Source organism: Streptomyces sp. NBC_01669, from assembly GCF_026339735.1.
Taxonomy (GTDB): Bacteria; Actinomycetota; Actinomycetes; order Streptomycetales; family Streptomycetaceae; genus Streptomyces; species Streptomyces yanii.
In genome coordinates, this window is sequence record NZ_JAPEQG010000001.1 from 8,265,542 (window position 1) to 8,288,560 (window position 23,019).

Here is a 23,019-nt window from a genome sequence, read left to right on the forward strand (position 1 = left end):
CTGTTCGGCGCCGACAAGGGCGGCGCTGCTACGCCTTCAGCGTCAGTGCCTCGGGTTGATAAGGGGCATCTCGCATCTCCGTGGCGGGATTTCCTCCCCAGCGTGCGTGCTGTGGGACTTCCTCGCCCTTCATGAGAAAGGAGTCCGGGGCGAGCACCGCGCCGTCGCCCATCGTCACGCCGTAGTGGATGTGGGCTCCCACACCGAGGGTGCAGCCGGCGCCGATGGTGCTGCGATCGGACTTGAAGGTGCCGTCCTCCTGCGAGTGGCACTGGATCTTGCTTCCCGCATTGAGCGTGCAGTCGCTCCCGATGGTGGTGAGCGTCCGCTCCGTCAGATAGCAGCCGTCATCAAAGACCTTGCTGCCGAGCCGAACCCCCAGCATCCGCCAGATCACGTTCTTGAAAGGGGTGCCGTTGAAGACGTTGAGGTACTTGTCAGGCACCTTCCAGAGGCGCTCGTGCCACCAGAAGTACGGGTCGTAGATGGAACACAACTGCGGTCGCAGCGCGCGGAATGCCGCGATGCCGCGCTCCACCAGTACGAAGTAGACAGCGGTGAACCCAAGGCTGAACACCATGAACGCGGCGATCAGTACATGCCCGTAGGAATCGTACAGATCGACGTTCGCCAGGCCGAGCATCGTGAGCACGAAGAAATGCAGCCACCGCACGAGCAGGAAGAGGATCATCGAGCGGATGTTGTAGCGGTTCTTTGCGGCGAGGTTGCGGCGCAACTCGTCACCGGTCCGGAGATGGTCGAACCGGGAGTCGCGCTCGACCGACCGGGGAATCTCGAAGCACGGCGAGCCGAGCAGGCCGACCCCCTCCCGCACCTCGCCGTCGAGCGGAATCATCACCTTCGTCGCGAGGAGGCAGTTCTCGCCCGTCTTGGCCCCTGAGGGATAGGCGATGTTGTTCCCGAGGAAGTTGTGTGCCCCGATCGAGGCCCGGGACACCCGGAAGGACGTGCTCGAGAAGTCGGCGTTGATGATGGAGAGCCCGTCAGCGACCATCGTTCCACTGCCGACAGAGCACAGATACGGGGATTCGTGTTGCACTTCCGTGCCGAAGTTCGACCCGGTCTGCTCGACCCGGGACAAGTCGTATCCGAGGCCGCGCAGGTAGGGGACGATGTAGGAGCTGTCACCGAACAGCCAGGTGAAGAACTTTATGTTGGTCATGCGCCCGATCGCCCGGTGTATCGAGTAGTGAAATCCGTACAGCGGATAGACCTTGTCCGGTTTGACGGCCAGGTTCAGCAGGCGCGGAACGGTGAACAGGACGACAAGGCCCACGACGACGAAGCCGAAGAACAGCACGAAGGAAAGGATCAGCGCGTCGATGTAGAGATCCGGCGAGGTGAGCCCCACAGCACCCGGGCCCAGCCGGTTGTGCAGCGCCGGAACGATGGCCACCAGCATGTACGCGCCACCGACAGCCAGCGGCACGTAGAGGAAGAACAGCTGAAGCACGGTGATGAGACCGAAGCCGGCCCGACGCAGCGTGCCGCACTTGGCCGGCCCGATCCTCAGGTAGTCGTGCTCGGTGAGCTGTGCCGGTGATCCGTGCCAGCGGCGGCCGTCCGGGACCTCCTGGCCGCTGTACAGCGTGGACGTGTGGCCGAGTTGCGCCCCGTCGCCCATCGACGTGTCGATGTCGAGCACGGTCTTCTCGCCGATGAACACGTCCCGGCCGAGGGTGACCCGGCCGGTCTGGATACGGCCGGCGTGTGCCCGGTAGCAGAGGAAGAACGAGTCCTTGCGGATCACTGTGCCGGCGCCGATCGTGAGCAGGTCGGTGCAGACCGGAACGTTGCGGGAGAGGATCGTGACCCCCTTGCCGATCCGTGCGCCCAGGGCTCGCAGGTACAGCACGTACAGGGGATTGCCGACGAAGAAAATCATCGGGTTGGCGTGGATCAGTACCTTGACGGTCCAGAAACGCAGATACGTCAGACCCCAGACCGGGAACTCGCGCGATTTCCACCGGCCGATGAGGAGCCATTTGGCCACGATCGGGAAGGTGCAGAGGCCGACGAAGCCGACGCCGCCGAAGACGAACGACCGCAGATAGATGCCGATCACATCCGAGCCGGCGGAGACCCATGCATAGCCTCGGTCGGCAACAAGTCCGGCAAGGAAGGAATATCCCAGGAAAAGCAGGAACTGCAGCGTTCCGCAGAGGGCGTATCGCACCGTGCCGGCCGGGGGCACCACCTCGGTCGACACTGGGACCGACGGTTCGGCAGGGGTGGTTACGGCGTTCGCGAGCCCGGTCGTCAGGCTTCGGATCGTGGGGTGCCGGTAGATATCCTTCATCGACGCCGAGGGGAGGTCCGTCCGCTTCCTGACCCGTGCGCAGAATTGGGCCATCACCAACGAATTGGCGCCGAGGTCATCGAAGAAGTGGCTGTCGACCGACACCCGCTCGACGCCCATGACGTCAGCCAGCACTTCGGCGAGGTTTCTCTCGATTCCGATACTCGGGCCGGTGTATCTGCGCTCGTCGATCGCAGATTCATCCGGCCCGGGCGTCAAGACGTCGACGGATTTTTCCTCCATGCGAGCTCCTTGAGGAACATTCGAGCGCCATCGGCCATAGTGGTCGGCGCCCTGACACACGCTCTTTTCGATGGCCGGAGCGAGCAATCCGGAATTCCGAGGTCGGGATCTGTTGTCCAGTTCCTCAACCGTTGCCCAGTCTCTGCTGCTCACCGTCGGGCTGCCACTCGAATTCGATCACGTCGGCGTGGCTGCAGCTCTCGGCGACGCCCGGGGGTTCTCGCCGCCGGAGGTCTGGCGTCGGGAGAATGGAGCGCTCGCCGCCGAATTTCATTCCTCATGCACGATCCGGCCCCATACGACGGCGATGAGCTGCACACGGTTCTCGCCCTACTGCATACGAGTGGCGTGGGCCTGATCCGGGACGGGGCGGCGCCGGTGGCGGGCAATGGAGTGCCTGGCAGGTCGGGGCTGCCCGAAAGTCACGGATGTGCCGGGCCCTGAATACCCGGCGTTCGGGGCTTCCGGCCTCGGCTGGGGCGAGCGCTGCGTCAGGCTGGGTATGCGTGCGTCTGTGCGGCCTTGACCGTGGCCCAGACCGTGGCTCCCGGATGGAGGTCGAGTTCGGCTGCGGCGACCGTGGTCAGGTCGGCAGCGAGGGGGAGCTCGCCGGTGAGGTCCGCGCGGATCTGGTCGCCGTGCGTTTCGAGCCCGGTGACCTCGCAGTGCCACAGGTTTCGGGCGCTGGAGCCGGTGGGCCGGTCGCGATGGAGGGTGACCGCGCCGGGCGGGAACGCGACGAAGGCGGGGCCGGCGAGATCCTCGGTGGTGGTGATCGCCGGGCCGGAGTCGAGCTGTACGGTGTGCCCCTCGGCCAGCCCCTTGTAGAGGTTCAGGCCGACCAGTTGGGCGATGTAGTCGGTACGCGGATGGCGGGCGATGTCGGAAGGGGTGCCCTCCTGGACGACCCGGCCGTGCTCGATGACGACCAGCCGGTCGGCCAGCACCATGGCGTCCAGCGGATCGTGCGTGACCAGCACGGCGACCGCCTCGAAGTCGGCGAGGTGGCGGCGGAGTTGGGCGCGTACATCGAGGCGGGTGCGGGCGTCGAGCGCGGCCAGCGGTTCGTCGAGCAGCAGCAGGCGGGGGTGGGTGGCCAGAGCGCGGGCGAGGGCGACGCGCTGGGCCTGGCCGCCGGAGAGTCGGCGGGGTTTGGCGCCGGCGTGGTCGGCGAGGCCCATGCGGTCCAGCCACTCGGCGGCCTGCGCGCGTGCCTCGGCCTTGGGCGCGCCCTGGCAGCGGGGGCCGAATGCGATGTTGTCGAGGGCGGAGAGGTGCGGGAAGAGCAGGTAGTCCTGGAAGACGACGCCGACCGGACGGGACTCGGGCGGCGTACGGTCCAGCGCGACGCCGTCGAGGCGCAGATGACCGCCGGTGAATGGGGTGAGACCTGCGAGCGCGCGCAGGGCGGTGGTCTTGCCCGCGCCGTTGGGCCCGAGGAGCGCCACGACGTCGCCGGGCGCGGCCGCCAGCGCCACGTCGAGGTGGAAGGCGCCGCGGTTGACGACCAGATGGGCGTCCAGGCCCGCGGCGGCTGCGTCCGTGGTGGGGAGGCTGCCCGTGGCGTCGTCGATGTCCGTCATGAGGGGTTCGTCCAGCGGTTGCGCGGTGGGGGAACGGGAACGGAAGCGCCGGCGGTCCGGCGCCTCGGCGATCCGGGGCGGACTGCGAGTGGCTCACGGGCGGTTCGGGTCATGAGGCCGTCATCCAACGGTCCCGCAGTCCGGCCAGGACCGCGATCGACACGGCGAGCAGGACCAGGCTCAGCGCGATGGCGGCGGCCGGGTCGTTCTGGAGGGCGAGGTAGACGGCCAGCGGCATGGTCTGCGTACGGCCGGGAAAGTTGCCCGCGAAGGTGATCGTCGCGCCGAACTCGCCGAGCGCGCGGGCCCACGCCAGCACGGAACCCGCTGCGATGCCCGGCGCGATCAGCGGCAGGGTGACCCGGCGGAACGCGGTGAAGCGGGAGGCGCCCAGCGTGGTGGCGGCCTCCTCGTACCGGGGATCGGCCGCCCGTAGCGTGCCCTCCACGCTGATGACGAGGAACGGCATCGCCACGAATGCCTCCGCGACAACCACTCCCGCCGTCGTGAACGGCAGCGTGATCCCGAAGGCCGAGTCCAGCCACTGCCCCACGACACCGTTGCGCCCCAGCGCCAGCAGCAGTGCCACACCACCCACGACCGGCGGCAGGACGAGCGGCAGCGTCACCAGGGCCCGTACGAAACCCCGCCCCGGGAAGTCGGTGCGCGCGAGAAGCCAGGCCAGCGGCACGCCCAGCACCAGACTCACCGCGGTGGCCGCGGTCGCGCACACCAGGGACAGCTGAAGGGCTTGCCACACCTCCGGGCTGGTCAGCTGGTCCGGCAGGCTGCGCCAGGGAGCCCGTACGAGAAGGGCGATCAGCGGCAGCAACAGAAAAGCCAGGCCTACCAGGGCCGGCAGCAGAAGAGGCAGAGGCGCCCGGCCCCGGGCGTCCGCCCGTACACGCCGGCGCCGCGGCCGACCCTCGCGGGCGTCGCCACCCACGAGGATCTCGTCCGCGGCGCCGGACTTGTCCAGTTCGGTCACGGCTTGAGGAACCCGGCCGCCGTCAGGACCTTCTGGCCCTCGGGAGACTGAACCAGAGCGATGAACGCCTTCGCCGCTTCGGCGTTGGGCGCGTCCTTGAGCAGCGTGATCGGGTAGTCGTTGACGGCCTCGGCGGACTCGGGGAACTCCACGCCCTCCACCTTGTCACCCGCCGACTTCACATCGGTCTTGTAGACCACGGCGGCGTCGGCCTCCTTCAGCTCCACCTTGGTCAGGGCGCTCTTGACGTCCTGTTCGTACGAGACCGGGGTGAGCTTGAGCTTGCTGGCGTCCAGCGCCTTCTGCGCGGCAGCCCCGCACGGCACCGTCTTGTCGCACAGCACGACCTTCAGGCCGGACTTGGTGAGGTCCTTGAGGGAGGAGATCTTGTCGGGGTTGCCCGGCAGGGTCGCGATCTCCAGCTGGTTGCGCACAAAGGTGGTCGGCGTACCGACTGCGTTCCCGTCGGTGACGATCGCCATCGTCTTGGGGCTGGCGGCGGCGAAGACGTCGGCCGGGGCGCCACCGGTGATGCTGGCGGCGAGGGTGTCACTGCCTCCGAAGTTGAAGGTGACCTTCGTACCCGGGTGGGCCTTCTCGAACTCCCTGCCCAGGGTCGTGAAGCTCTCCTTGAGCGAGGCGGCAGCGAAGACGGTCACCGTGCCGGACAGCTTCTTCGACGAGCCCGTGGACGCCGAGGAGTCCGGCTTGGCCGAGGAGTTGTCGGACGAGGAGCAGGCGCTCAGTGCCAGCAGCGCAGCGGCGCCTGCGCCGGCCACCTGCAGGGTCCGGCGGGTCCGGCGTGCGGAACGGGTCATCACGGGGTCTACTCCCTCTGGTTTCTTCCGGAAGAGTCCGTCGGACTCTTCCACGGCCTCTCGACGACCACGTGGGTCGACTTGATCACGGCAACCGCCGGAACACCGGGCTCCGACGTCAGTTCCTCAGCCGGGTCCCGGCTGAGGACGGACACCACCCGGAACGGCCCGGGCTGGATCTCCACCCGCGCCGACACATCTCCGAGGATCACGTCGGTGAGGATCCCGGCGAGGCGGTGGCGCGCCGAGGATCCGCTGTTCGTCCGCCCGGTGCGATGCAACTCCCGGGCGAAGGAAGCCGGTTCCGGCCCGGGATCATCCGGTGGCCCAGCTCGTCACGCTCGGCATGCAGTTGTCCGCCGTCGGCCCGGCGCCGCAGTGTGTCGGCGCTGACACCCGGCAAGCCGGCTGCTTCCTCGATCCGGTAGGCGTGCATGTGCAGATCATACTGCCGCAGATACGAGGTGGAAGTCTTCTGTGGCATCGCATGAGCTGGACTGTCAATGGGTGATGGTGGGCATGTGCGTTTATACGGGGCCGCTGTCCGGGTATCGACATCCGGGAGGTGGTAGCCCGTGAGTCATTCCCTTACGGCCGCCGATCCGGTGGCAGAGGTAGCCCTGATCGGCGACCTCGCGCGGCCGGCCCGGCTGTCGGTGCCCGACCTGCTCGCCTGGCCCCAGCACCGGGTGCAGGTGAGCTTTGAGTGCGCCACCAGCGGAATCCAGCGCCATTGCTTCGCAGGACCGCTGCTGCACGATGTCCTGTCCGACGCCGGCCCCGCCTTCGACTCCACCCGGCGCAAGGACCGCCTGCGCTTCCTGATCGCCGTGACGGGCGCGGACGGCCACCACGCCGTCCTGTCCTGGGCGGAGATCGACCCCGACTTCGGCCGTGCGTCCGTCCTGCTTGCGGCCAGCATCGACGACACCCCGCTCGACGGGGCCGGCCCGCAGCTCGTGCTGCCGCAGGACCGCTGCGGCGCCCGGCACATCAGCGGCATCAGCGCGATACGCGTGGACGGCGGCTACACGGCGTGGACGTGACACCGGCGAGGCGAACCCGGTGGGGCTTCGACAGTTCCATGAGGGGCTGCTCGCCCTCGGCTGACGCGCAGCCACCACGCCCACCGCATCCAGGGCCGGCGACACCCGGTCGCGGGTCGGCGGAAGCTCTGTGAAGCGCACGCCGGTGGCGTCCCGCGGGGCGACGCGGACCGCGTGGCCCGGTCGTACGACCTGGAGGGTATGCGCGTCGGCACCGTCGCCGCCGGACGCATCGGCCTCGCGGTGCTGCGCCGCCCCGCGCCGTTCGACGTGAAGCTGCACTGCACGGTCCGGCACCGCCTGCCCGAGGAGGTCGAGCGGGAGCCGGTGCCGGCCTTTCGTCCGCCGCCCGCACCGCCCGACCATCCCTGCGCACGATGCCGCACCACGGCATGACCCCGCACCTCCGGCTCCTCGCTCTTCGCGCAGGCCCGGTACGCGACGGACACCCGCCAGATCCTGGAGTCCTGGCTGGACGGCACTGCGGTCCGCGAGGAGTGGACGAGCACCTGATCGCCGACGGCGGGGCGTTGGCCGGTGCGGGGGCGCGCTCCTCCTCGGTGAAGGCGTGCCCCCGGCCACCGTCTGTACGTGTCCGCTCAGGTGCGGTCGATGTGCACGCTGGTCGACTTCACGCGGGCGGTGGCCTCCACGCCGACCTCCAGGCCCAGTTCCTCCACGGCCTCCCGGGTCAGCAGCGAGACCAGCCGGTGCGGCCCGGCCTGGATCTCCACCTGGGCCGCGACATCGCCGAGCTTGACGGCGGTGACGATGCCCGGAAAGGCGTTGCGGACAGAGGTGTACGGGGCATCCTCCTCGCCACCACCGGTCCTGGCGACCTCGATCGAGAAGGCGGCCAGATCTCTGCCGTCGATGAGCCGGCGTCCGCCCTTGTCACGATGCGTGGCCACCCGGCCGGCATCCGCCCACCGCCGCGCGGTATCCGGGCTCACGCCCAACAGGCGGGCCGCCTGCCCGATTGTGTAGGATTGCATACGCGCCAAGATAGTTACATATTCCTTGCATATGCAAGCTCTTAGCCGTAGTGGTGTTGGCATACGCCGCACCACTTGAGTGGGCTGCGGCGTCCGGCCCCGGCGGGAATGCGGTCGTGAAAGTCTAGTAGGGCTTTGCCGGGTGGCGCCGTACGCAGGGCTGCCTTGGGGAGGGTTGTCGGCGGGTGGGGCAGGCGCCGGTCCCGGACTCCGCACTCGGTGCGCGGCCGGGCGCCGTGCCGAGGGCCTTGACCGCCGGGCCATGACGCGACAGCACCCCGGCGGACCCGGCCCGCCGGCCACACCTCTCCAGGGCCGAGCCGCAGTCCATTCCGCGAGGCAGGTCATGAAGTACGTCACAGTGCCGTACCCGGACCGTGTCCGTCGTCAGGGCTCTGGCGCCGGCAACGCCCCACCCCTGTCAGCCGATCCGAGGGTTCCTCGCCGATGGGGCGGGCGCTTCGTCGCCCCCAGGGCAACTTAGGTCACCCTTCCCCGTTGCTGTGGTCGCCTGGTACATGTGGGATTCCACCAGCGCATCGGAAGTTTCGCCATGAACAAGGAAGATCCCACCGATCTCATACCCTTCACGATCGATCTGACTTTCGAGGAAGCCCGGCGACGGGCCGAGGTCGTGGCCGCACTCGGGTCCGACTGGGACCCGGTCGCCGTTCTCCAGGGCGAGGACGAGGCGTACGCACTCCTCTACTCGGGCCTGGACGCCGAGCAGCAGCGCACCTACGACCTGCTGGTGGCGGCCGGTGTCCTGCCAGGAAGGGAGCCGGGCCGTGAGGCTGCCCATTGACCCACAGGCGGACGTCGCCCGCCGTGCCTGGATGGCCTGCCCCGTCTGCGACGACGCCCGCCACTGTGGGACCTGCGCAGACCGCCGTAACTGCGCTGATCACTGGCGCTACTTGATATCCACCAAGGGACCGGTCGTTCACCTTCAGTGTCCGCAGTGCACGCACATGTGGTCAGTGAACACGCGGCCTGGCGTCACCTGCCGCGACGACAGCACCCCCGGTTTCTGACGGACGGCGGGCCGAGCGGGAAGTCGCAGCTCGTGCCACCGGCTGCTTGATCACTGCTCGGCGGGGCCTTTCCACCGGACGAAGACCTCGGTGCTCGGACGGAGTTCGGAGAACCGGCCCGACGGGGAGAGCTCCCGCAGCAGTCGACGCACGTCTGCCTCGAAAGCGTCACGATGCGTGCTGAAAAGGTGCGGAGCCGGGGACGACATCGAGAACACCCACGCGACGACATCGTCACAGGTGCGTTCCAGAGCCTGCCCATCGGGAACGACATGGCGCTGCGGACCGGAGAATCCCGCCCGGGTGAGCACCGCCGCCTCATCGCCGGGAGTCCCGTGCGGCAGCACCCGCTGACCGGCTCGTCGGACCCGTCCCAGGTAGTGCCTGACCGGCTCGTCCATCGCTGCACAGGGCACCGCCGGACAGGGATGACCGTCGACGGCTCGGGTCTCCGTCTTCAGGTCCGAGATGTGCACCCGCGCCCCGCCGGGCTGGAGCGTGTCCCTGGTGGTTGCCGCCGCCAGGTCACGATCCATCCGGTGGAAGGACTGACCGAAGGTCGCGACGCTGAACGTTGCGAGACCTGCGGGAAGATCCTCGGCCCGGGCCTGAACCCACTGAGCCTTCCCGGCCGCTCCTGACTCGGCGGCCCTGCGTCCGGCCTCGGCAATCATCCCGCTGTCCGGGTCCACACCGACGATCTGTCCGGGCGAGCACGGCATGGCTGCGGCGAATGGGCGACCTGCTGCAGAGCCGGTTCAGCGAGGCGCCGGGCAGGGTGACCGGAACGTCGCCGAGACGGTTGCGGACGGACTCGTCGGTCTCCTCGATGCGATTCGACGGGCAGCCGAGGCGCGTCAGGAGCTGTCTGCCAGGTCGTGGCCGGTGATGGCGCGGGCGTAGGCGTGCAGGGCTGCGATCACCTCGGCGCGGGTGCGGCGGCCGGCGAGCACCTCCATCTGATAGCCGTCCTCCATCGCGACGAAGCTGGCGGCGAGCATGCGCGGCGGGTCCTGGAGGGCAAAGTGGCCCTGGGCCTGCCCCAGAACCAGGATCGCGGTGTAGACAGCGATCTGGCGCTCCGTCAGCGCGCTGTCGAGCGCGGCGGCCTTGGCGTCGCGAAGGCAGCGGGGCCAGTACTCGAACAGCAGTCGGGTCAGCGCGTCGCCGGGGCCGCTGGCGACTCCGTTGTCGATGCAGGCCCGTAGCCGGTCGCGAGCGTCGGAGAAGCGGTCCGCAGCCTGTTCGCGCTGCTGACTGTAGCGATCGATGGCTTGCTGGTAGGTCTCGTAGACGAGCCCGTCGAGGTCTCCGTAGTAGAGCACCGCGGCAGGCGTGACCCCGGCCTCCTCGGCAATGTCGCGCAGGCGCAGGCCCTCAAGTCCGCGGGCCACCAGTGCGCGCTGCACGGCCGCGCCCAGCTCAGCCCGACGGGCCTCTTTGCCTTTGCCCTTCTTGGCCGCCACGCCTGCCTCCTCGATCGACTTACTAAATATGACTTCAACGATATCGGACCAGCCCTTGACTGAGTAGCGGCACAGCTCTTAAATCCACGTTTAACAAACGTCGACCCGAGGGAGCTCATGTGACGACGAACCCGACCGATGCCACGGCCAGAGCCGGCTCTCCACCCGCCCCGATCGGCAAAGGGCTGCGTGGCGGCTCCGTGGGCCTCCTCGCGGCCGTCGCCCTCGGCCTGTCCTCCGTGGCCCCCGCCTACAGCATCTCCGTCACCCTGGGCTTCGTGACGCTGGTGGTCGGGCACCTCGCCCCGGCTGCCTTGCTGCTGGGCTTCGTCCCGATACTCCTCACAGCCTTTGCCTTCCGAGAGCTCAACCGGGTGATGCCCGACTGCGGCACCACCTTCGTGTGGACGACCCGCGCGTTCGGACCCGCCGTCGGCTGGCTCTCCGGCGGCTGGGTCCCGCAGATCGCGACGCTCATCGCCATGACGGCGCTCTCCCAGGTCGGCGCCACCTACCTGCTGGAGGTGCTCGGCCTGCCCGCGCTCGCGGGCGACACCACTGCCGTCACCATCACGTCCGTGCTTCTGCTGGCAGCCGTCACCGCGATCGCCTACAGGGGTCTGCAGCTCGCGGCCTCGGTCCAGTACGTGCTCCTCGGGCTGCAACTCCTTGCGCTGCTGGGCTTCGGCGCCGCCGCCTTCGTCCGGGCCGACGCGGCCACGCCCTCGTTCGCCTGGCTCAATCCCTTCGCCTTCGGCGGCTTCGGCCCCTTCGCCGAGGCTGTACTGCTGTGCCTGTTCATCTACTGGGGCTGGGACGCGCTGATCACCGCCAATGAGGAGACCCGCGACGGTGACCGGGTACCCGGCCAGGCGGCGCTCATCTCCACCCTCGTACTGCTGGGCACCTACCTGTTCACTGCATTCGCCGCGGTCAGCTACGCCGGTACCGGCACCGAGGGGCTCGGACTGGGCAATCCCGACAACGCCGCCGACATCCTGGCGACCCTCGCCCCGCCCGTGCTCGGCACGGCGCTCGCCAAACTCATGCAACTGGCCGTCTGCGTCTCGGCCGTGTCGGCCCTGCTCACCTGCCTCGTCGGCAGTCCCCGCAGCGCACTCTCCATGGGCGTCCACGGAGCCCTGCCCCATGCGTTCACCCGCATCCACCCGCGCCATCGGACACCCAGTTTCGGGACGGTCTTCTTCGGCGCCGCCGCAGCCGCCCTGCTTGTCCTGCTCACCCTCGTGTCGGACAACTTCCTCGGTGACGCCATCCTGTCCATCGGCCTGCTCATCGCCTGCTACTACGGCGTCACCGCGCTGGCCTGCGTCTGGTACTTCCGCACGTGGCTGCGCGACTCCCCGCGCGACCTGCTGTTGAGGGGCGTCATGCCCCTGCTGGGCGGCCTGCTGATGCTTGCGGCCTTCACCCGCAGCGCCTACGACATGGTCGACCCGGCCTACGGCAGCACTTCCTTCCACGGCGTCGGAGGGGTCTTCCTGCTCGGCGTCGGTTCCATCGCAGTGGGCGCACTGGCCATGCTGATCGTCCGCGCCCGCTTCCGCCTCTTCTTCCGCGAGGGCCGCCGCGCCGTCGCCGAGCTCACCCTTACCGAGGACTGACACCACCCATGCGCACTCTCGCCATCGCTGCCCTCCAGACCGCGCCCGTGCCCCTCGACCCCGAAGCGAGCTGGCAGCGCTTCGCAGCCCAGGTCCGGGCCACCCACGAACTGTTCCCGCATGTCCAACTCGTCGTCGTCCCCGAGCTGCTGCTCGCCGCCGAGGGTCCGTTGCTGGAGTCCTCATCCGACTGGATGGAGCAGGCCGCTGTCCCGATCCCGGGCCCGCTCACCGACCGGATCTGCGCCCTCGCCGTGGAAACCGGTCTGTGGCTGGTCCCGGGCAGCCTCTTCGAGCGTGCTGAGGACGGACGCATCCACAACACGGCCCTCGCCGTCTCCCCCCAGGGCGAGATCGCGGCCCGCTACCGCAAGATCTTTCCCTGGCAACCCTACGAACAGACCGCGCCCGGAAGCGAGTTCGTGGTCTTCGACATCCCCGGTACCGGCCGTGTCGGGCTGGCCATTTGTTACGACGGGTCCTTCCCGGAGGTGGTTCGCCAGCTCGCCTGGCTGGGGGCGGAGATCGTCATCCAGCCCACCCTGACCACCACCCGCGACCGCGAGATGGAACTGGTCTGTGCCCGCGCAAACGCCTGGACCAACCAGCTCTACGTGGTCAACGTCAACACCGCCGACCCGGCCGGCGTCGGAATGAGTGTCATCGTCGATCCCGAGGGCATCGTCCGCCAGCAGGCCGGCCCCGGCGAGGAAATCCTCGTGGACGTACTGGACCTGGCCACGGTGACCCGCGTCCGCCGTTACGGCTCTGCCGGCATCAACCGCCCCTGGGACCAACTGGCCCGCTACGGAGAGCAGATAGAACTTCCCATGTACGGCGGCACGTTCCGCACACCCGACTGGCTCAAGGGCGACTGAGAGTCGCCCGGCAGTGGGCTTCGCGGTGTCGCGGGGCCGGTGCACGCACCTCGCGGCGTTGTCGTCCATCACCAACTCCCCCATAGCCCTGAAGGGGCATGGGGACCCTTGGCGTTGGCTCAATCCTCCGCCTTGCGATGCACGCACCCCAGCCCCGCTCCTTCACCCGCGCTGCCTATTGCCGGGCACTCTGAGCCACATGCGGGGAGGTCCGTGACGTCCCGTACGGGTATTCCATGACCTGCCCGGCTTCGTCACGCCGGCCATCTCGCCGCCACGTGCGACCACGAGGGCAGCCGGTTCCCGGGCGAGGCGGGCCCGGGAGCGGTGCGACCGGGGTACGTGGCCATGGCGCCGGCAGTGGACCTCGGAATCTGTCCGTGCGAGAACGGCAGGCGGATTCGGGCACGAAAATTTGTCGAACAAGGCAATCCCGCGAGCGCTCTGGAGCGTATCCCGTCTGGAAGCCTCTTCAGGAGGGAAGCTCATGGCGATCTTCAGTCATCTCATCCCCGCGAAATACCGTCACGACAAGAGGGACATGACGTCGAGGAACTTCGACGACCACGGATTCGACGACCACGGAAGGGATCGGCGTCGCCACCGTCGTCACTCCCACCACGGTCACCACTGGTGACTGCACAGGACGGCTGAGCGGGCCAGGGCTCCTGGACCGTTCAGCCGACGATCTCGAGGAACGCGTCTATGAGGCGTGTCTCGCTTCATGTTCTGCGGCGGCTGCTGTCGGTGGCCGATGATCCCGACGCGGTCGTCGCCGCCGCGCCGCCGGTCGCCCCGCGTGACGCGTTCCGGCGCTTCTGGCCCTACACGCGCGGTGGCCGGCGCTTCCTCATTCCGATACTCGTCTTCAGCGTGATCGGACCCGTCGTCGACGCGGCCGAGATCTGGCTCTTCAAGATCGTGGTGGACGACGTCCTCGTTCCGCGCGATCTGCGTCCCTTCCTCTGGATCGCCCTGGCATACACAGGGCTCATCATCGGCTCCGGCGTTCTGGGGTTCGCCGACGACGTGACGTCCACCTGGGTCAGCGAGCGCTTCCTGCTGGCCCTCCGGTCGGATGTGTTCCGGCACGTCCAGGGCCTCTCGCTCGGGTTCTTCGAACGGCGGCGGCTGGGGGACGTGCTGTCGCGTATCACGGGCGATGTCGACGCGGTCGAGACGTTTCTGCTCTCGGGGGTGGCGGATGGCCTCTATTACGTGATCCGGTTGGGCGTCTTCCTGGGGCTGCTGTTCTACCTGAGGTGGGATCTGACCATCCTCGCGCTCGTCATCGTGCCGCTCTTCTGGTGCGCGGCCCGCCGCTTCTCCCGGCTGATCAAGGCCGCATCGCGGGAGCGGCGGCGGCGCAGCGGTTCGATCAGCGCGATCGCCGAGGAGTCGCTCGGCAACATCGCGCTGGTGCAGGCATACAACCGGCAGGAGACCGAGGAACACCGGTTCGCACGCGAGAGCGTGGGCAAGTTCCGCGCGGCGATGGCCTCGGCACGCATCCATGCTGTCTACAGCCCCATCGTCGAGGTCATCGAACTGACCGGCGCGCTGGCCGTCATGGGCCTGGGCACGTGGAAGCTTGCCCAGGGGCAGCTCACGCTGGGCGGGCTGCTGGTCTTCCTCGCGCTGCTGAGCAGCCTCTACAGTCCGATCCGCGGTCTGTCCCACCTCACCAACACGTTTTACGCGGCGTCCGCCTCCGCCGAGCGGATCATCGAGTTGCTCGACCAGCGCCCCCAGGTCGTCGAAGCCGCCGACGCCCGGAGGATCGGGCGGGCCCGGGGCGACGTCGAATTCCGTGGCGTCTCCTTCCGCTATCCGGGTACGTCCCGGTGGGCGCTGTCCGATGTGTCGTTCCAGGTGACGCCCGGCACGACGCTGGCGCTGGTCGGTGCGAGCGGTGCCGGAAAATCCACGGTCGGGAAGCTGCAACTGCGCTTCTACGATCCGGATCAGGGGTCAATCCTCCTCGACGGCACCGACCTCAGGGACCTGCAGCTGTCCGAGCTGCGCGAGAACGTCGCGGTGGTACTGCAGGAGACGCTCGTGTTCCACGGCACCGTACGGGAGAACATTGCCTATGGCCGCCCGGACGCGGCAGAGGCAGACATCGTCGCGGCGGCGCACGCCGCCGACGCCCATGACTTCATCCAGCTGCTTCCCGAGGGCTACGACACCGTGGTGGGCCAGCGCGGCCGCACGCTGTCCGGCGGGCAGGCCCAGCGACTTGCGATCGCCCGCGCGATGATCAGGGACGCACCCGTACTGATCCTGGACGAACCGACCACCGGCCTGGACACCCAGTCGGGCCGCCGGATCATGGAACCGCTGCGCCGGCTCATGGCCGGGCGGACCACCATCGTCATCTCCCACAATCTGATCACCACCCGCGACGCCACCTCCACCGTGGTGTTGGACGGCGGCCGGGTCGTCGAGCGCGGCACGCACGAGGACCTGCTCCTGCGCGACGGGGCCTACGCCCGGCTTCACCGGCTGAACGGAGTGACCGGCCCGGCCCTCTCCGTCTCCCCATCCGCTCGGAAGGTTCTCTCATGAGCCGCGCCATGTCCCGACCGGTTCCGCCCCTCGCTCCCGGAGCGATCCCCGCGCCGGGTTATGAGGTCCTGGCGCACCTGGCCCGGACCGGCTGGCTCGACCTCTACGACGCCTGGAGCGAGGAGCGGGACTGCCGATGCGTCGTGAAGGTACTGCGCCCCGACCACCGCCACGAGGAGCAGCTGCGCGACCGGCTGCTGCGAGAGGGCCGTTGGCTCCGGACATTCACCCATCCGCACCTGGTCCGCGCTTACGAGACCTTCGAGTCGCCCGAGCCGCTCGTCGTGCTGGAAACACTGACAGGCGAAACGCTGGCCCACCTCATCGGCCGGTCGCGCCGGCGACCGGCCACCGCGGACGTGGCCCTTCTCGGCGTGCACCTGTGTTCCGCGATGCACTACCTCCACGGTCACGGCCTGTTGCACCTGGACCTCAAGCCGTCCAACGTCGTCGTCGACTGCGGGCACGCCAAAGTGCTCGACCTGAGCGTCGCACGACCGCCCGGAAGCGCACCTCCGGGCGTCGGCACCTTCTGCTACATGGCTCCCGAACAGGCGCGTGGCGGGCCGCTGTCGGCCGCGGCCGACGTGTGGGGCATCGGCATAACGCTGTACGAAGTCGCCGTAGGCGACGTGCCGTTCGACATCGGCGTCACCACGGACGGGACCGACGACAGCGACGACACGGGCGGCGAGGACGACTGGTATCCGCAGCTTGAGGAACCTGCTCCGCCCATCCGGTCCCGCCGACGCCTCCCGCGTGATCTCGCCACGGCCATCGACAGCTGCCTGCGGCCCGACCCGGCTGCCAGGCCCACGATTTCCGAACTCGCCGCCGCCCTCGACGCGACGCTGCCTCAGCAGCGATGCCACGTCGCTCCGCCGGAGGTCGACTGACACGGCAGACAGCCGCTTGCCGTGATGCCGAATCAGTCTCTGAACGGGGCGGGCGATGTGCGAGGCAGGAAACCGGGACGTCAGAAGTCGACGGGTTCGCGGATGAGCGGGCAGGTCATGCAGTGGCCGCCGCCACGTCCACGGCCGAGTTCGGCGCCGACGATGGTGATGACTTCGACCCCCGCCTTGCGCAGAAGGGCGTTGGTCTGGGTGTTGCGGTCGTAGGTGAAGACGACGCCGGGTTCCAGGGCGACGGCGTTGTTGCCGCTGTCCCACTGCTGTCGTTCGGAGGCGTACACGTCGCCACCGGTCTCGATGACGCGCAGTCCGGGAAGTCCGAGTCCCTTGGCCACGACGTCGACGAAGGCTGCCGAGCCTTCATCGGTGATGTCGACGCCGAGGGGCTTGTCGCCGGGGCGCAGGGAGAAGGCGTGGACCCCGTCCATGATCGTCGGGTAGAGGGTCACGATGTCGCGGTCGGCGAAGGTGAAGACCGTGTCCAGGTGCATCGCTGCGCGCAGTTTGGGCATGCCCGCGACGATGACGTGCTCGGCGGCGCCGTTCTCGAAGAGGGAGGCGGCGACCTGCGTGATGGCCTGGCGGGACGTACGCTCGCTCATGCCCATCAGGACGACGCCGTTTCCGACGGGCATGATGTCGCCGCCCTCGAACGTGGCCTGGCCCCAGTCCTGCTCGGGGTCTCCCCACCACACGGTGGAGTCCTTGAAGTCCGGGTGGAAGGTGTAAATGGCCTTCATCAGGAGGGTTTCGTCGTGCCGCGCCGGCCAGTAGAGCGGGTTCAGGGTCACCCCGCCGTAGAGCCAGCACGTGGTGTCGCGGGTGTAGAGGGTGTTCGGCAGCGGCCGCATGAGGTACTCGCGGGCCCCCGTCGATTCGCGGGCCAGGGCAAGGTAGCCGGAGCGGAACTCGCCCGGCAGGTCCGCGGTGGCGAGCCCGCCAATCAGGTACTCGGCGAGTCTGCGGGGATCGAGGGACTCCAGGAAGGCCCTGGTGTCGTCGATGAGCCCGATGCCCACCGCGTTTGCGGTGATCTTCCGGTCCAGTAGCCAGGTCCGGGCCTCGGGGACGGCCATGGTCTCGGCGAGCAGGTCGTGCAGCTCGACGACCTCGACGCCGCCCCGGCGCAGCTTGTCGACGAAGTCGGCGTGGTCGCGCTCGGCGTTCTCCACCCACATGACATCGTCGAACAGCAGGGCGTCGGAGTTGGTCGGGGTGAGACGTCGGTGGGCCAGACCGGGCGCACAGACCAATACCTTGCGCAGCTTGCCGACTTCGGAGTGGACACCGAGAACCGGCTCGGAGGTGGTGGTGTCAGTCATGGGCGTGCTATTCCTTCCGCGGTGGCGAGGGGGCAGGGACGTCCGGGCGGGCAGAGTTCGATCCAGCCGGCTGCGAGGGCGATCACACCGATGACGGCCCCGGCGATCGAGACGGCGCAGATGACCGCTTCGGCGGGCGAGAACAGGCGTCTGTTCTGCTCGCGGCGGGCCTTGACGAACAGGAACGTGGCCGGGGCGTAGATGATGAAGGAGACCAGGACGTACTTGAGCCCCGCGGCGTACAGCAGGAATGCGGTGTAGAGAGCGGCGAGCAGACCGATGGCCAGTTCCCGGTGGGTGGTGCCGCCGATGGCGACCTCCTGGTCCGGTCGCAGGGCGATCTTGACCGCGAAGGCGGCGGCCAGGAGGAACGGGATCAGAGTGAGCGCGCTCGTCAGGTCGAGGGCGAAGTTGAAGGCGTCGTCGGAGAACAACGTGATGACCAGCACGATCTGGCTCAGCGCGGTGCTCATCAGGAGGGCGGGTACGGGGACGTCGGCCGCGGTCGACCGGCTGAGGAAGCGCGGCATGTCGTCGTCCTTGGCGGCGACGAACAGCACCTCGGCTGCCATCAGCGTCCACGCCAGATAGGCGCCGAGGACCGAGATGATGAGCCCGACGCTGACGAAGACCTTGCCCCACGTGCCGACCGCGGCCTCGAGGACGCCGGCCATGGACGGCTGGCGCAGCTCCGCGATCTCGCCCATCGGCAGGATGCCGTACGAGACGATGGTGACGGAGGCGAAGACGGCGAAGACACTGAGGAAGCCGAGGACGGTGGCCCGGCCGACGTCCTCACGGCGTTTGGCGTGGCGGGAGTACACGCTGGCCCCTTCGACGCCGAGGAAGACGAAGACGGTGGCGAGCATGGTGCCGCGGACCTGGTGGAAGAGCGATCCTGCGTAGTCCGCTCCGCCGAAGTTGTCTGCGAAGACGGACGGGTTGAAGAAGAAGAGGGCCAGGATGACGAAGACCAGGATGGGGACGACCTTGGCCACGGTCACGATCCTGTTGATGGCCGTCGCTTCCTTCACTCCGCGCCGGATGAGGAAGAAGAACGCCCACAGGCCGACGGTCGACAGGACGACCGCAAGGACGGTGTCGCCGTCACCGAGGGGCGGTGCGAGAGCGCCGATCGTCGACATGATCAGGACCCAGTAGGTGACGTTGCCGACGCACGCGCTGGCCCAGTACCCGAACGCCGAGAAGAAGCCGAGGTATTCACCGAAGCCGGCCTTGGCGTAGGCGTAGACGCCCGCGTCGAGGTCGGGTCTGCGGACCGCGAGGGACTGGAACACGAAGGCCAGCATCAGCATGCCGATACCTGCGATCGCCCAGGAGATCAGCGCGCCGGCGACGCCGGTCTCCTCGGCGAACCGCCGGGGCAGGGAGAACACCCCGGCGCCCACCATCGAGCCGACGACCATGGCGGTCAGCGTGAGCAGGGTCAGCTTGATCGCGGGTTGTCCTTCAGGGACGGTGGACGGGGTGGCCCCGGTGTCGGCGTTGGTCATCAGTTCCCTCATCGACGCGCCCCGGCGGGCTGCGAGTTGGCTGTCATTGAGCGTCGGGCTCGGTGTCGGCGGCGACAGGTGCGGTCTTCTCGATCTTGAAGCCGGTCATGCCGTAGAGCACGCTCAGGGCGGGGTTGGCGTAGTTGAAGACGGCGTGCGGCAGGTAGGAGAGGGTCGGTACGCCGAGCACGGCGCCCATGAAGGCGCCGCACGAGTTCCAGGGCACGAGTGCGGACGTCACGGTGCCGCTGTCGGCGGCGAGCCGGGACAGGTTCGTGGCCGCGAGTCCCCGCCTGGCGAACTCGAGGCGGAACACCCGTGAGGGCAGCACAAGGGCGATGTACTGGTCACCGGCGACGATGTTGAGGCCGAAGGCGCAGGCGAACACGGTGAAGAACAGCCGTCCGGTGCTCCGGGCGGAGCGGGCCAGGGGGTCCACGAGGCGGGTGATCAGGCCGAACTCCTCCAGCACGGCACCGAAGGTCACCGCCCCGATGATGAGCCAGAGGGTGAGCAGTATGCTGTCCATGCCCCCGCGGGACAGGAGATCGTCGTACAGGGGCCGTGCCGACCGCGACACCGCACGTCTACCGGGACTGGAATCTAGCCCCATTCGCACCCTTTGTCGCGCTATGAGCGATGAGGAACCTTAGACTGACCGGCAATTGGGGGTGCGTACCCCAGCCCCGTGACGCCGTCCCCCGAATTGCCGCCCGGTCTCGAGGAGCCCGGTGGGCGGCGCTCGTACGGGTGCTGCACGAACTGCGATCTCGGACCGGGGCACCGATCCGGAGATCGGCGCACGGCGGACGCCGCCGACGTGGACGCCGGCGGAGAGGGGGCGCGCCGATGAAGAGGAAGGCGCCCCTCGGGGCGTGTCCGAGAGGCGCCGTGGCAGATGGCCGGCCGGAGGGTGGGGGAACCGTCAGGTCCAGAGCCGGTATGTCACCACTCTCGGCATCTCCGACGGCCTGCTGTCGGTGAAGACGAGATGGAGCTGGGTGTAGTGCCGCTGGTGAGGATGCTTCTTCAGTGGCTCCGAGCGGTCGAGCCTGACGGTCACAGGATAGGAGTGGAACGTGCCGGCGGCGCAGAACGGCCGACAGTCGTTCACTACGTTGAGCCCGCGGCCCGCAGCGAAATTGGGTTTCCAAGCCGACCACCGGAGTGCGGTGAGGATGCTGTTGCCATCCCCGCAGGCGATCAAGAAGTCGTTCGGGCGTACTTGAGGATGCGAGAAGCAGTCGACGATCACGACGTCGGCGGGTGACCGTGTTTTTGTGGAAGCGGATGCCGGTGCGATCGCTGTTGCGAGCGACGCCGCGGCACAGATCAATACCGCTGCCTTCAGCTTGTGTCTCTGCATGTCCGCTCCCAGCCGTCTCTCTCCGAGCCCATCTGGCCTTAGCCGTACGCCTGGTCCGCCCCGGGGCGCGATCTGCGAATCCGGAGCAGATGCCGGACGGTGCTGCTGGCCCCTTCTCAACGGTTGTTCCGATATCGACGCTACGGCCGCGTTCAGGGACGCACCACCCGCACAGGTAACAACTTCGTAAAGCGATAGAAATATGCATATCTTCGCGCATGTGAATGGAGTTCACGAAGGCGTCGGAGGTGGCGAAACGGGGCTGTGTCCCCGTTTACGGCAACCGTGCCGGCGGAGCCTTCATGCGGGGAGCTTCTCGCGTCCGCAGATCCGCAATCCGCCCGGCGCCGCTCTCCCTGAGCCAGGCCAGAAAGGTGAGAACGAAGATGCCTTCCACCACCAGGGACAGGACGCCGTACGGCGGCTCCCAGCCGGCTTCGCGATAGTCCGGCAGCCCGACGGTGCGGGACAGCAGGAATCCGATGATCATGCCGATGCTGGTAATTGCCCCGATCAGCCATGCGCCGAACGGTTGCCTCTGAAGGACGAGTGCTGCGGCGACGGCGAGCATCACCACGCTGCCGAACAGGAACAGAATGCCGATGTAGGGCATCTCCGTCAGGTGGGAGGGGACCAGCAAGAGGTGGATCACCGCGTTGGCCAGGGCGCAGAATGCTGCGGTCCCGCGCAGTGCGAGGTGGGTCGTGCGAGACGTCATCACGACTCCAGGGGTCCGAGGCGGCCGACGCCGCCTTGCTTCTGACAGGGGTTGCGGGCCGGGGCCACGCCGGGGCGTTTCCGGTGCCCGCCGAGCCTTCCGGTCCTGGGACCGGTCGGCCACTGTCGTTCGTAAGAGCGTGCCTTTGTTACCTACGGTGCTGCCGGGCCAAGGGTTCATGATCGGCCCGCTCCGGGTGGGTCGGCGCTACGTGTTCGTGCCGGGAGGCTTTGGTACCTGGACCGCGACCTGGGGGTTCCGGCCCAGTTCTTCGGCAGCGCCGCGGGCTGCCGGGCGGAGGCAATCCCTGGGGGCTCGTGTTACGTAGGGAGTATGCGCAGGATTGGCATTCCCTTGGAGCGGGTGCCCGACGAAGCGCTGCTGGCCGGCCTCATGACCGGCGATCCCGAGATCGCCGTGGCCTTCGTTCGGCGGTTCCAGCGCCGGGTTTTCGGCGTGGCCGTCGCTGTGGTCGGAGACGTCCAGCTCGCCGAGGACATCGCTCAGCAGACCTTCGAGCGCGCCTGCCGACACGCTCAGGTCTACGACCCGCGCCGGGGATCGGTGCCCACCTGGCTGGCGGCCATCGCGCATAACCTTGCGATTGACGCCGTACGCGCCCGCAAGGCCACTCCAGTCGACCCCGCAGACCTGGAGAACATGATGGAGACCGTCACCAGCACGCCGGAGCGGCAGGCGCTCTCCGCCGAAACCGCAGCGGAACTGCGTCGAGCGGTCGCCGCGCTGCCGCGCGATCAGGCACGTGCGCTGGTGATGGCCGGCATCTACGGGATGACAGCTCAGCAGGTCGCCGATTTCGAGAAGATCCCGCTCGGTACCGCCAAGACCCGGATCAGGGCAGCCATGGGCAAGCTCCGCGCATCCCTCGCAACCAAGCAGGCGGACCACGATGACTGAGACCCGTGGATTCACCTGTGAGCAGCTCCGGGAGATCGGTGCGGAGCTGGCGCTCGGCGTACTGCCCGCCAAGGAGCGGGCCGGGGCGATGGACCACCTGGAGCACTGTCCTGCCTGCCGCGAATACGTCCACGAGTTGGTGGCCACGGCGGACGCGCTGCTGGATCTTGTCCCGGGAAGCGAACCGCCGGTCGGCTTCGAGGACAGGGTGTTGGACCGGCTGGGACTGTCTTCCGGGCGACGGCCGCTCCGGCGCGTACGGTGGCGGCGCTTCGCCCTCGCCGCGGCGGCAGCCGCGGCGGGCCTTGCCCTTGGTGGCGGGGGTTGGGTGCTCGGCGCATCCATCGGTCGTCCGGCCCCGGTCGCGCCGATCGTCTCTCCGGTGCAGTCGCACCTGCTCACCGCCCCACTCACCCACAGGGGCGAGTCGCGCGGGCAGATTTTCCTCTACGCCGGAGCGTCGCCCTGGCTGTACATGACGGTGGACGCCGACGGGCACTCCGGCATCGTCCGGTGCGAGCTTCAGCGGGCCGACGGCTCCACCGTCCAGGTCGGTTCCTTCGCCCTCAGCAAGGACGGTTACGGCGCCTGGGGCGCGCCCTACCCCGCCGGCACGGCGCCGGTCACCAGCGTCCGCCTGCTCGCCGCTGACGGCTCCGTGCTCGCCGCCGCCACCTTCGGACAGTCCCACCACTGAGCAGGG

General features: G+C 68.5%; 21 protein-coding genes and 3 pseudogenes. 11 read left to right on the forward strand and 13 right to left on the reverse strand.

What is annotated here, in order from left to right; all coding sequences use genetic code 11:
• Positions 1-28 precede the first annotated feature (28 nt).
• The 5 genes and pseudogenes from OG972_RS36945 to OG972_RS36965 form a co-directional block, all read right to left on the reverse strand.
• Positions 29-2,563 (reverse strand): Pls/PosA family non-ribosomal peptide synthetase, encoded by a 2,535-nt coding sequence (locus tag OG972_RS36945; RefSeq protein ID WP_266988947.1) that lies wholly within the window; start codon positions 2,561-2,563, stop codon positions 29-31.
• Positions 2,564-3,054: 491 nt separating this feature from the next.
• The gene (locus OG972_RS36950; protein ID WP_266988949.1) at positions 3,055-4,146 is read right to left on the reverse strand and encodes an ABC transporter ATP-binding protein; all 1,092 of its coding nucleotides are present in this window, start codon (positions 4,144-4,146) and stop codon (positions 3,055-3,057) included.
• A gap of 109 nt (positions 4,147-4,255) precedes the next feature.
• The gene (locus tag OG972_RS36955; protein WP_266988951.1) at positions 4,256-5,134 is read right to left on the reverse strand and encodes an ABC transporter permease; all 879 of its coding nucleotides are present in this window, start codon (positions 5,132-5,134) and stop codon (positions 4,256-4,258) included.
• Positions 5,131-5,952 carry a molybdate ABC transporter substrate-binding protein gene (gene modA / locus OG972_RS36960; RefSeq protein ID WP_266988953.1) on the reverse strand — a complete coding sequence of 274 codons (822 nt, stop codon included), beginning with the start codon at positions 5,950-5,952 and terminating at the stop codon, positions 5,131-5,133. Before modA ends, OG972_RS36955 begins: the two co-directional genes overlap by 4 nt.
• 8 nt (positions 5,953-5,960) lie before the next feature.
• Positions 5,961-6,388: pseudogene (locus tag OG972_RS36965) on the reverse strand (TOBE domain-containing protein).
• Between the two features lie 139 nt (positions 6,389-6,527).
• Between OG972_RS36965 and OG972_RS36970 the strand changes: the two are divergent.
• Together OG972_RS36970 and OG972_RS36975 are read left to right on the forward strand one after the other, a co-directional pair.
• Positions 6,528-6,998: a molybdopterin-dependent oxidoreductase gene (locus OG972_RS36970; RefSeq protein WP_266988955.1), complete on the forward strand. Its 471-nt coding sequence runs from the start codon at positions 6,528-6,530 to the stop codon at positions 6,996-6,998.
• Positions 6,999-7,163: 165 nt separating this feature from the next.
• Positions 7,164-7,561 (forward strand): annotated as a pseudogene (locus tag OG972_RS36975) (NAD-dependent formate dehydrogenase); the annotation flags it as partial.
• Between the two features lie 36 nt (positions 7,562-7,597).
• On the opposite strand, the gene OG972_RS36980 reads toward OG972_RS36975, so the two are convergent.
• A complete protein-coding gene (locus OG972_RS36980) occupies positions 7,598-7,993 on the reverse strand; it encodes a molybdopterin-binding protein (RefSeq protein WP_266988957.1) in 396 nt (131 codons plus the stop codon).
• A 553-nt stretch (positions 7,994-8,546) separates the two neighbouring features.
• On the opposite strand from OG972_RS36980, the gene OG972_RS36985 reads away from it, so the two are divergent.
• The gene (locus OG972_RS36985; RefSeq protein WP_266988959.1) at positions 8,547-8,798 is read left to right on the forward strand and encodes a DUF6400 family protein; all 252 of its coding nucleotides are present in this window, start codon (positions 8,547-8,549) and stop codon (positions 8,796-8,798) included.
• On the forward strand, positions 8,782-9,027 hold the full coding sequence (locus tag OG972_RS36990) for a hypothetical protein (protein ID WP_266988961.1): 246 nt from the start codon (positions 8,782-8,784) through the stop codon (positions 9,025-9,027). The genes OG972_RS36985 and OG972_RS36990 overlap by 17 nt, the downstream gene beginning before the upstream one ends.
• Before the next feature lie 50 nt (positions 9,028-9,077).
• Here OG972_RS36990 and OG972_RS36995 read toward each other — a convergent pair.
• Together OG972_RS36995 and OG972_RS37000 are read right to left on the reverse strand one after the other, a co-directional pair.
• Positions 9,078-9,770: pseudogene (locus OG972_RS36995) on the reverse strand (class I SAM-dependent methyltransferase); the annotation flags it as partial.
• A 114-nt stretch (positions 9,771-9,884) separates the two neighbouring features.
• The gene (locus OG972_RS37000; RefSeq protein WP_266988963.1) at positions 9,885-10,493 is read right to left on the reverse strand and encodes a TetR/AcrR family transcriptional regulator; all 609 of its coding nucleotides are present in this window, start codon (positions 10,491-10,493) and stop codon (positions 9,885-9,887) included.
• 119 nt (positions 10,494-10,612) lie between these two features.
• Between OG972_RS37000 and OG972_RS37005 the strand changes: the two genes are divergently transcribed.
• The 5 genes from OG972_RS37005 (at position 10,613) to OG972_RS37025 (ending at position 16,460) form a co-directional block, all read left to right on the forward strand.
• The gene (locus OG972_RS37005) at positions 10,613-12,118 is read left to right on the forward strand and encodes an APC family permease (RefSeq protein ID WP_266988965.1); all 1,506 of its coding nucleotides are present in this window, start codon (positions 10,613-10,615) and stop codon (positions 12,116-12,118) included.
• An 8-nt stretch (positions 12,119-12,126) separates the two neighbouring features.
• Complete coding sequence (locus OG972_RS37010; protein ID WP_266988967.1) at positions 12,127-12,996, forward strand: carbon-nitrogen hydrolase family protein; 870 nt, start codon at positions 12,127-12,129, stop codon at positions 12,994-12,996.
• A 487-nt stretch (positions 12,997-13,483) separates the two neighbouring features.
• Positions 13,484-13,633 (forward strand): hypothetical protein, encoded by a 150-nt coding sequence (locus tag OG972_RS37015; protein WP_266988969.1) that lies wholly within the window; start codon positions 13,484-13,486, stop codon positions 13,631-13,633.
• Positions 13,634-13,701: 68 nt separating this feature from the next.
• On the forward strand, positions 13,702-15,564 hold the full coding sequence (locus OG972_RS37020; protein WP_266988971.1) for an ABC transporter ATP-binding protein: 1,863 nt from the start codon (positions 13,702-13,704) through the stop codon (positions 15,562-15,564).
• A gap of 8 nt (positions 15,565-15,572) precedes the next feature.
• Positions 15,573-16,460, forward strand: a complete 888-nt coding sequence (locus tag OG972_RS37025) for a serine/threonine-protein kinase (protein ID WP_266988973.1) — start codon at positions 15,573-15,575, stop codon at positions 16,458-16,460.
• 80 nt (positions 16,461-16,540) lie between these two features.
• Here the strand turns inward: OG972_RS37025 and OG972_RS37030 are convergent, their stop codons facing one another.
• The 5 genes from OG972_RS37030 to OG972_RS37050 all read right to left on the reverse strand — a co-directional run bounded on the left by OG972_RS37030 (position 16,541) and on the right by OG972_RS37050 (position 21,398).
• Positions 16,541-17,800: an arginine deiminase gene (locus OG972_RS37030; protein ID WP_266988975.1), complete on the reverse strand. Its 1,260-nt coding sequence runs from the start codon at positions 17,798-17,800 to the stop codon at positions 16,541-16,543.
• Positions 17,797-19,314 carry a basic amino acid/polyamine antiporter gene (locus OG972_RS37035; protein WP_266988977.1) on the reverse strand — a complete coding sequence of 506 codons (1,518 nt, stop codon included), beginning with the start codon at positions 19,312-19,314 and terminating at the stop codon, positions 17,797-17,799. Before OG972_RS37035 ends, OG972_RS37030 begins: the two co-directional genes overlap by 4 nt.
• A gap of 43 nt (positions 19,315-19,357) precedes the next feature.
• Positions 19,358-19,927: a Na+/H+ antiporter NhaC family protein gene (locus tag OG972_RS37040; RefSeq protein WP_266988979.1), complete on the reverse strand. Its 570-nt coding sequence runs from the start codon at positions 19,925-19,927 to the stop codon at positions 19,358-19,360.
• A gap of 312 nt (positions 19,928-20,239) precedes the next feature.
• Complete coding sequence (locus OG972_RS37045) at positions 20,240-20,680, reverse strand: hypothetical protein (RefSeq protein WP_266988981.1); 441 nt, start codon at positions 20,678-20,680, stop codon at positions 20,240-20,242.
• A gap of 274 nt (positions 20,681-20,954) precedes the next feature.
• Positions 20,955-21,398 (reverse strand): hypothetical protein, encoded by a 444-nt coding sequence (locus OG972_RS37050; protein WP_266988983.1) that lies wholly within the window; start codon positions 21,396-21,398, stop codon positions 20,955-20,957.
• 333 nt (positions 21,399-21,731) lie between these two features.
• On the opposite strand from OG972_RS37050, the gene OG972_RS37055 reads away from it, so the two are divergent.
• Both OG972_RS37055 and OG972_RS37060 read left to right on the forward strand, forming a co-directional pair.
• A complete protein-coding gene (locus tag OG972_RS37055; protein ID WP_266988985.1) occupies positions 21,732-22,316 on the forward strand; it encodes an RNA polymerase sigma factor in 585 nt (194 codons plus the stop codon).
• Positions 22,309-23,013: a hypothetical protein gene (locus tag OG972_RS37060; protein ID WP_266988987.1), complete on the forward strand. Its 705-nt coding sequence runs from the start codon at positions 22,309-22,311 to the stop codon at positions 23,011-23,013. Before OG972_RS37055 ends, OG972_RS37060 begins: the two co-directional genes overlap by 8 nt.
• Positions 23,014-23,019: the final 6 nt, after the last annotated feature.

What these genes read in the sequence shown, in the direction of transcription:
- OG972_RS37020 (WP_266988971.1), top strand. Translation starts at nt 13,702, where the DNA reads ATGAGGCGTGTCTCGCTTCATGTTCTGCGGCGGCTGCTGTCGGTGGCC.
- OG972_RS36980 (WP_266988957.1), bottom strand. Translation starts at nt 7,993, where the DNA reads ATGCAATCCTACACAATCGGGCAGGCGGCCCGCCTGTTGGGCGTGAGC.
- OG972_RS37030 (WP_266988975.1), bottom strand. Translation starts at nt 17,800, where the DNA reads ATGACTGACACCACCACCTCCGAGCCGGTTCTCGGTGTCCACTCCGAA.
- OG972_RS37010 (WP_266988967.1), top strand. Translation starts at nt 12,127, where the DNA reads ATGCGCACTCTCGCCATCGCTGCCCTCCAGACCGCGCCCGTGCCCCTC.
- OG972_RS37050 (WP_266988983.1), bottom strand. Translation starts at nt 21,398, where the DNA reads ATGACGTCTCGCACGACCCACCTCGCACTGCGCGGGACCGCAGCATTC.
- OG972_RS37035 (WP_266988977.1), bottom strand. Translation starts at nt 19,314, where the DNA reads ATGACCAACGCCGACACCGGGGCCACCCCGTCCACCGTCCCTGAAGGA.
- OG972_RS37015 (WP_266988969.1), top strand. Translation starts at nt 13,484, where the DNA reads ATGGCGATCTTCAGTCATCTCATCCCCGCGAAATACCGTCACGACAAG.
- OG972_RS37025 (WP_266988973.1), top strand. Translation starts at nt 15,573, where the DNA reads ATGTCCCGACCGGTTCCGCCCCTCGCTCCCGGAGCGATCCCCGCGCCG.
- OG972_RS37045 (WP_266988981.1), bottom strand. Translation starts at nt 20,680, where the DNA reads ATGCAGAGACACAAGCTGAAGGCAGCGGTATTGATCTGTGCCGCGGCG.
- OG972_RS36945 (WP_266988947.1), bottom strand. Translation starts at nt 2,563, where the DNA reads ATGGAGGAAAAATCCGTCGACGTCTTGACGCCCGGGCCGGATGAATCT.
- OG972_RS37055 (WP_266988985.1), top strand. Translation starts at nt 21,732, where the DNA reads ATGCGCAGGATTGGCATTCCCTTGGAGCGGGTGCCCGACGAAGCGCTG.
- OG972_RS37040 (WP_266988979.1), bottom strand. Translation starts at nt 19,927, where the DNA reads ATGGGGCTAGATTCCAGTCCCGGTAGACGTGCGGTGTCGCGGTCGGCA.
- OG972_RS36985 (WP_266988959.1), top strand. Translation starts at nt 8,547, where the DNA reads ATGAACAAGGAAGATCCCACCGATCTCATACCCTTCACGATCGATCTG.
- OG972_RS37060 (WP_266988987.1), top strand. Translation starts at nt 22,309, where the DNA reads ATGACTGAGACCCGTGGATTCACCTGTGAGCAGCTCCGGGAGATCGGT.
- modA (WP_266988953.1), bottom strand. Translation starts at nt 5,952, where the DNA reads ATGACCCGTTCCGCACGCCGGACCCGCCGGACCCTGCAGGTGGCCGGC.
- OG972_RS36950 (WP_266988949.1), bottom strand. Translation starts at nt 4,146, where the DNA reads ATGACGGACATCGACGACGCCACGGGCAGCCTCCCCACCACGGACGCA.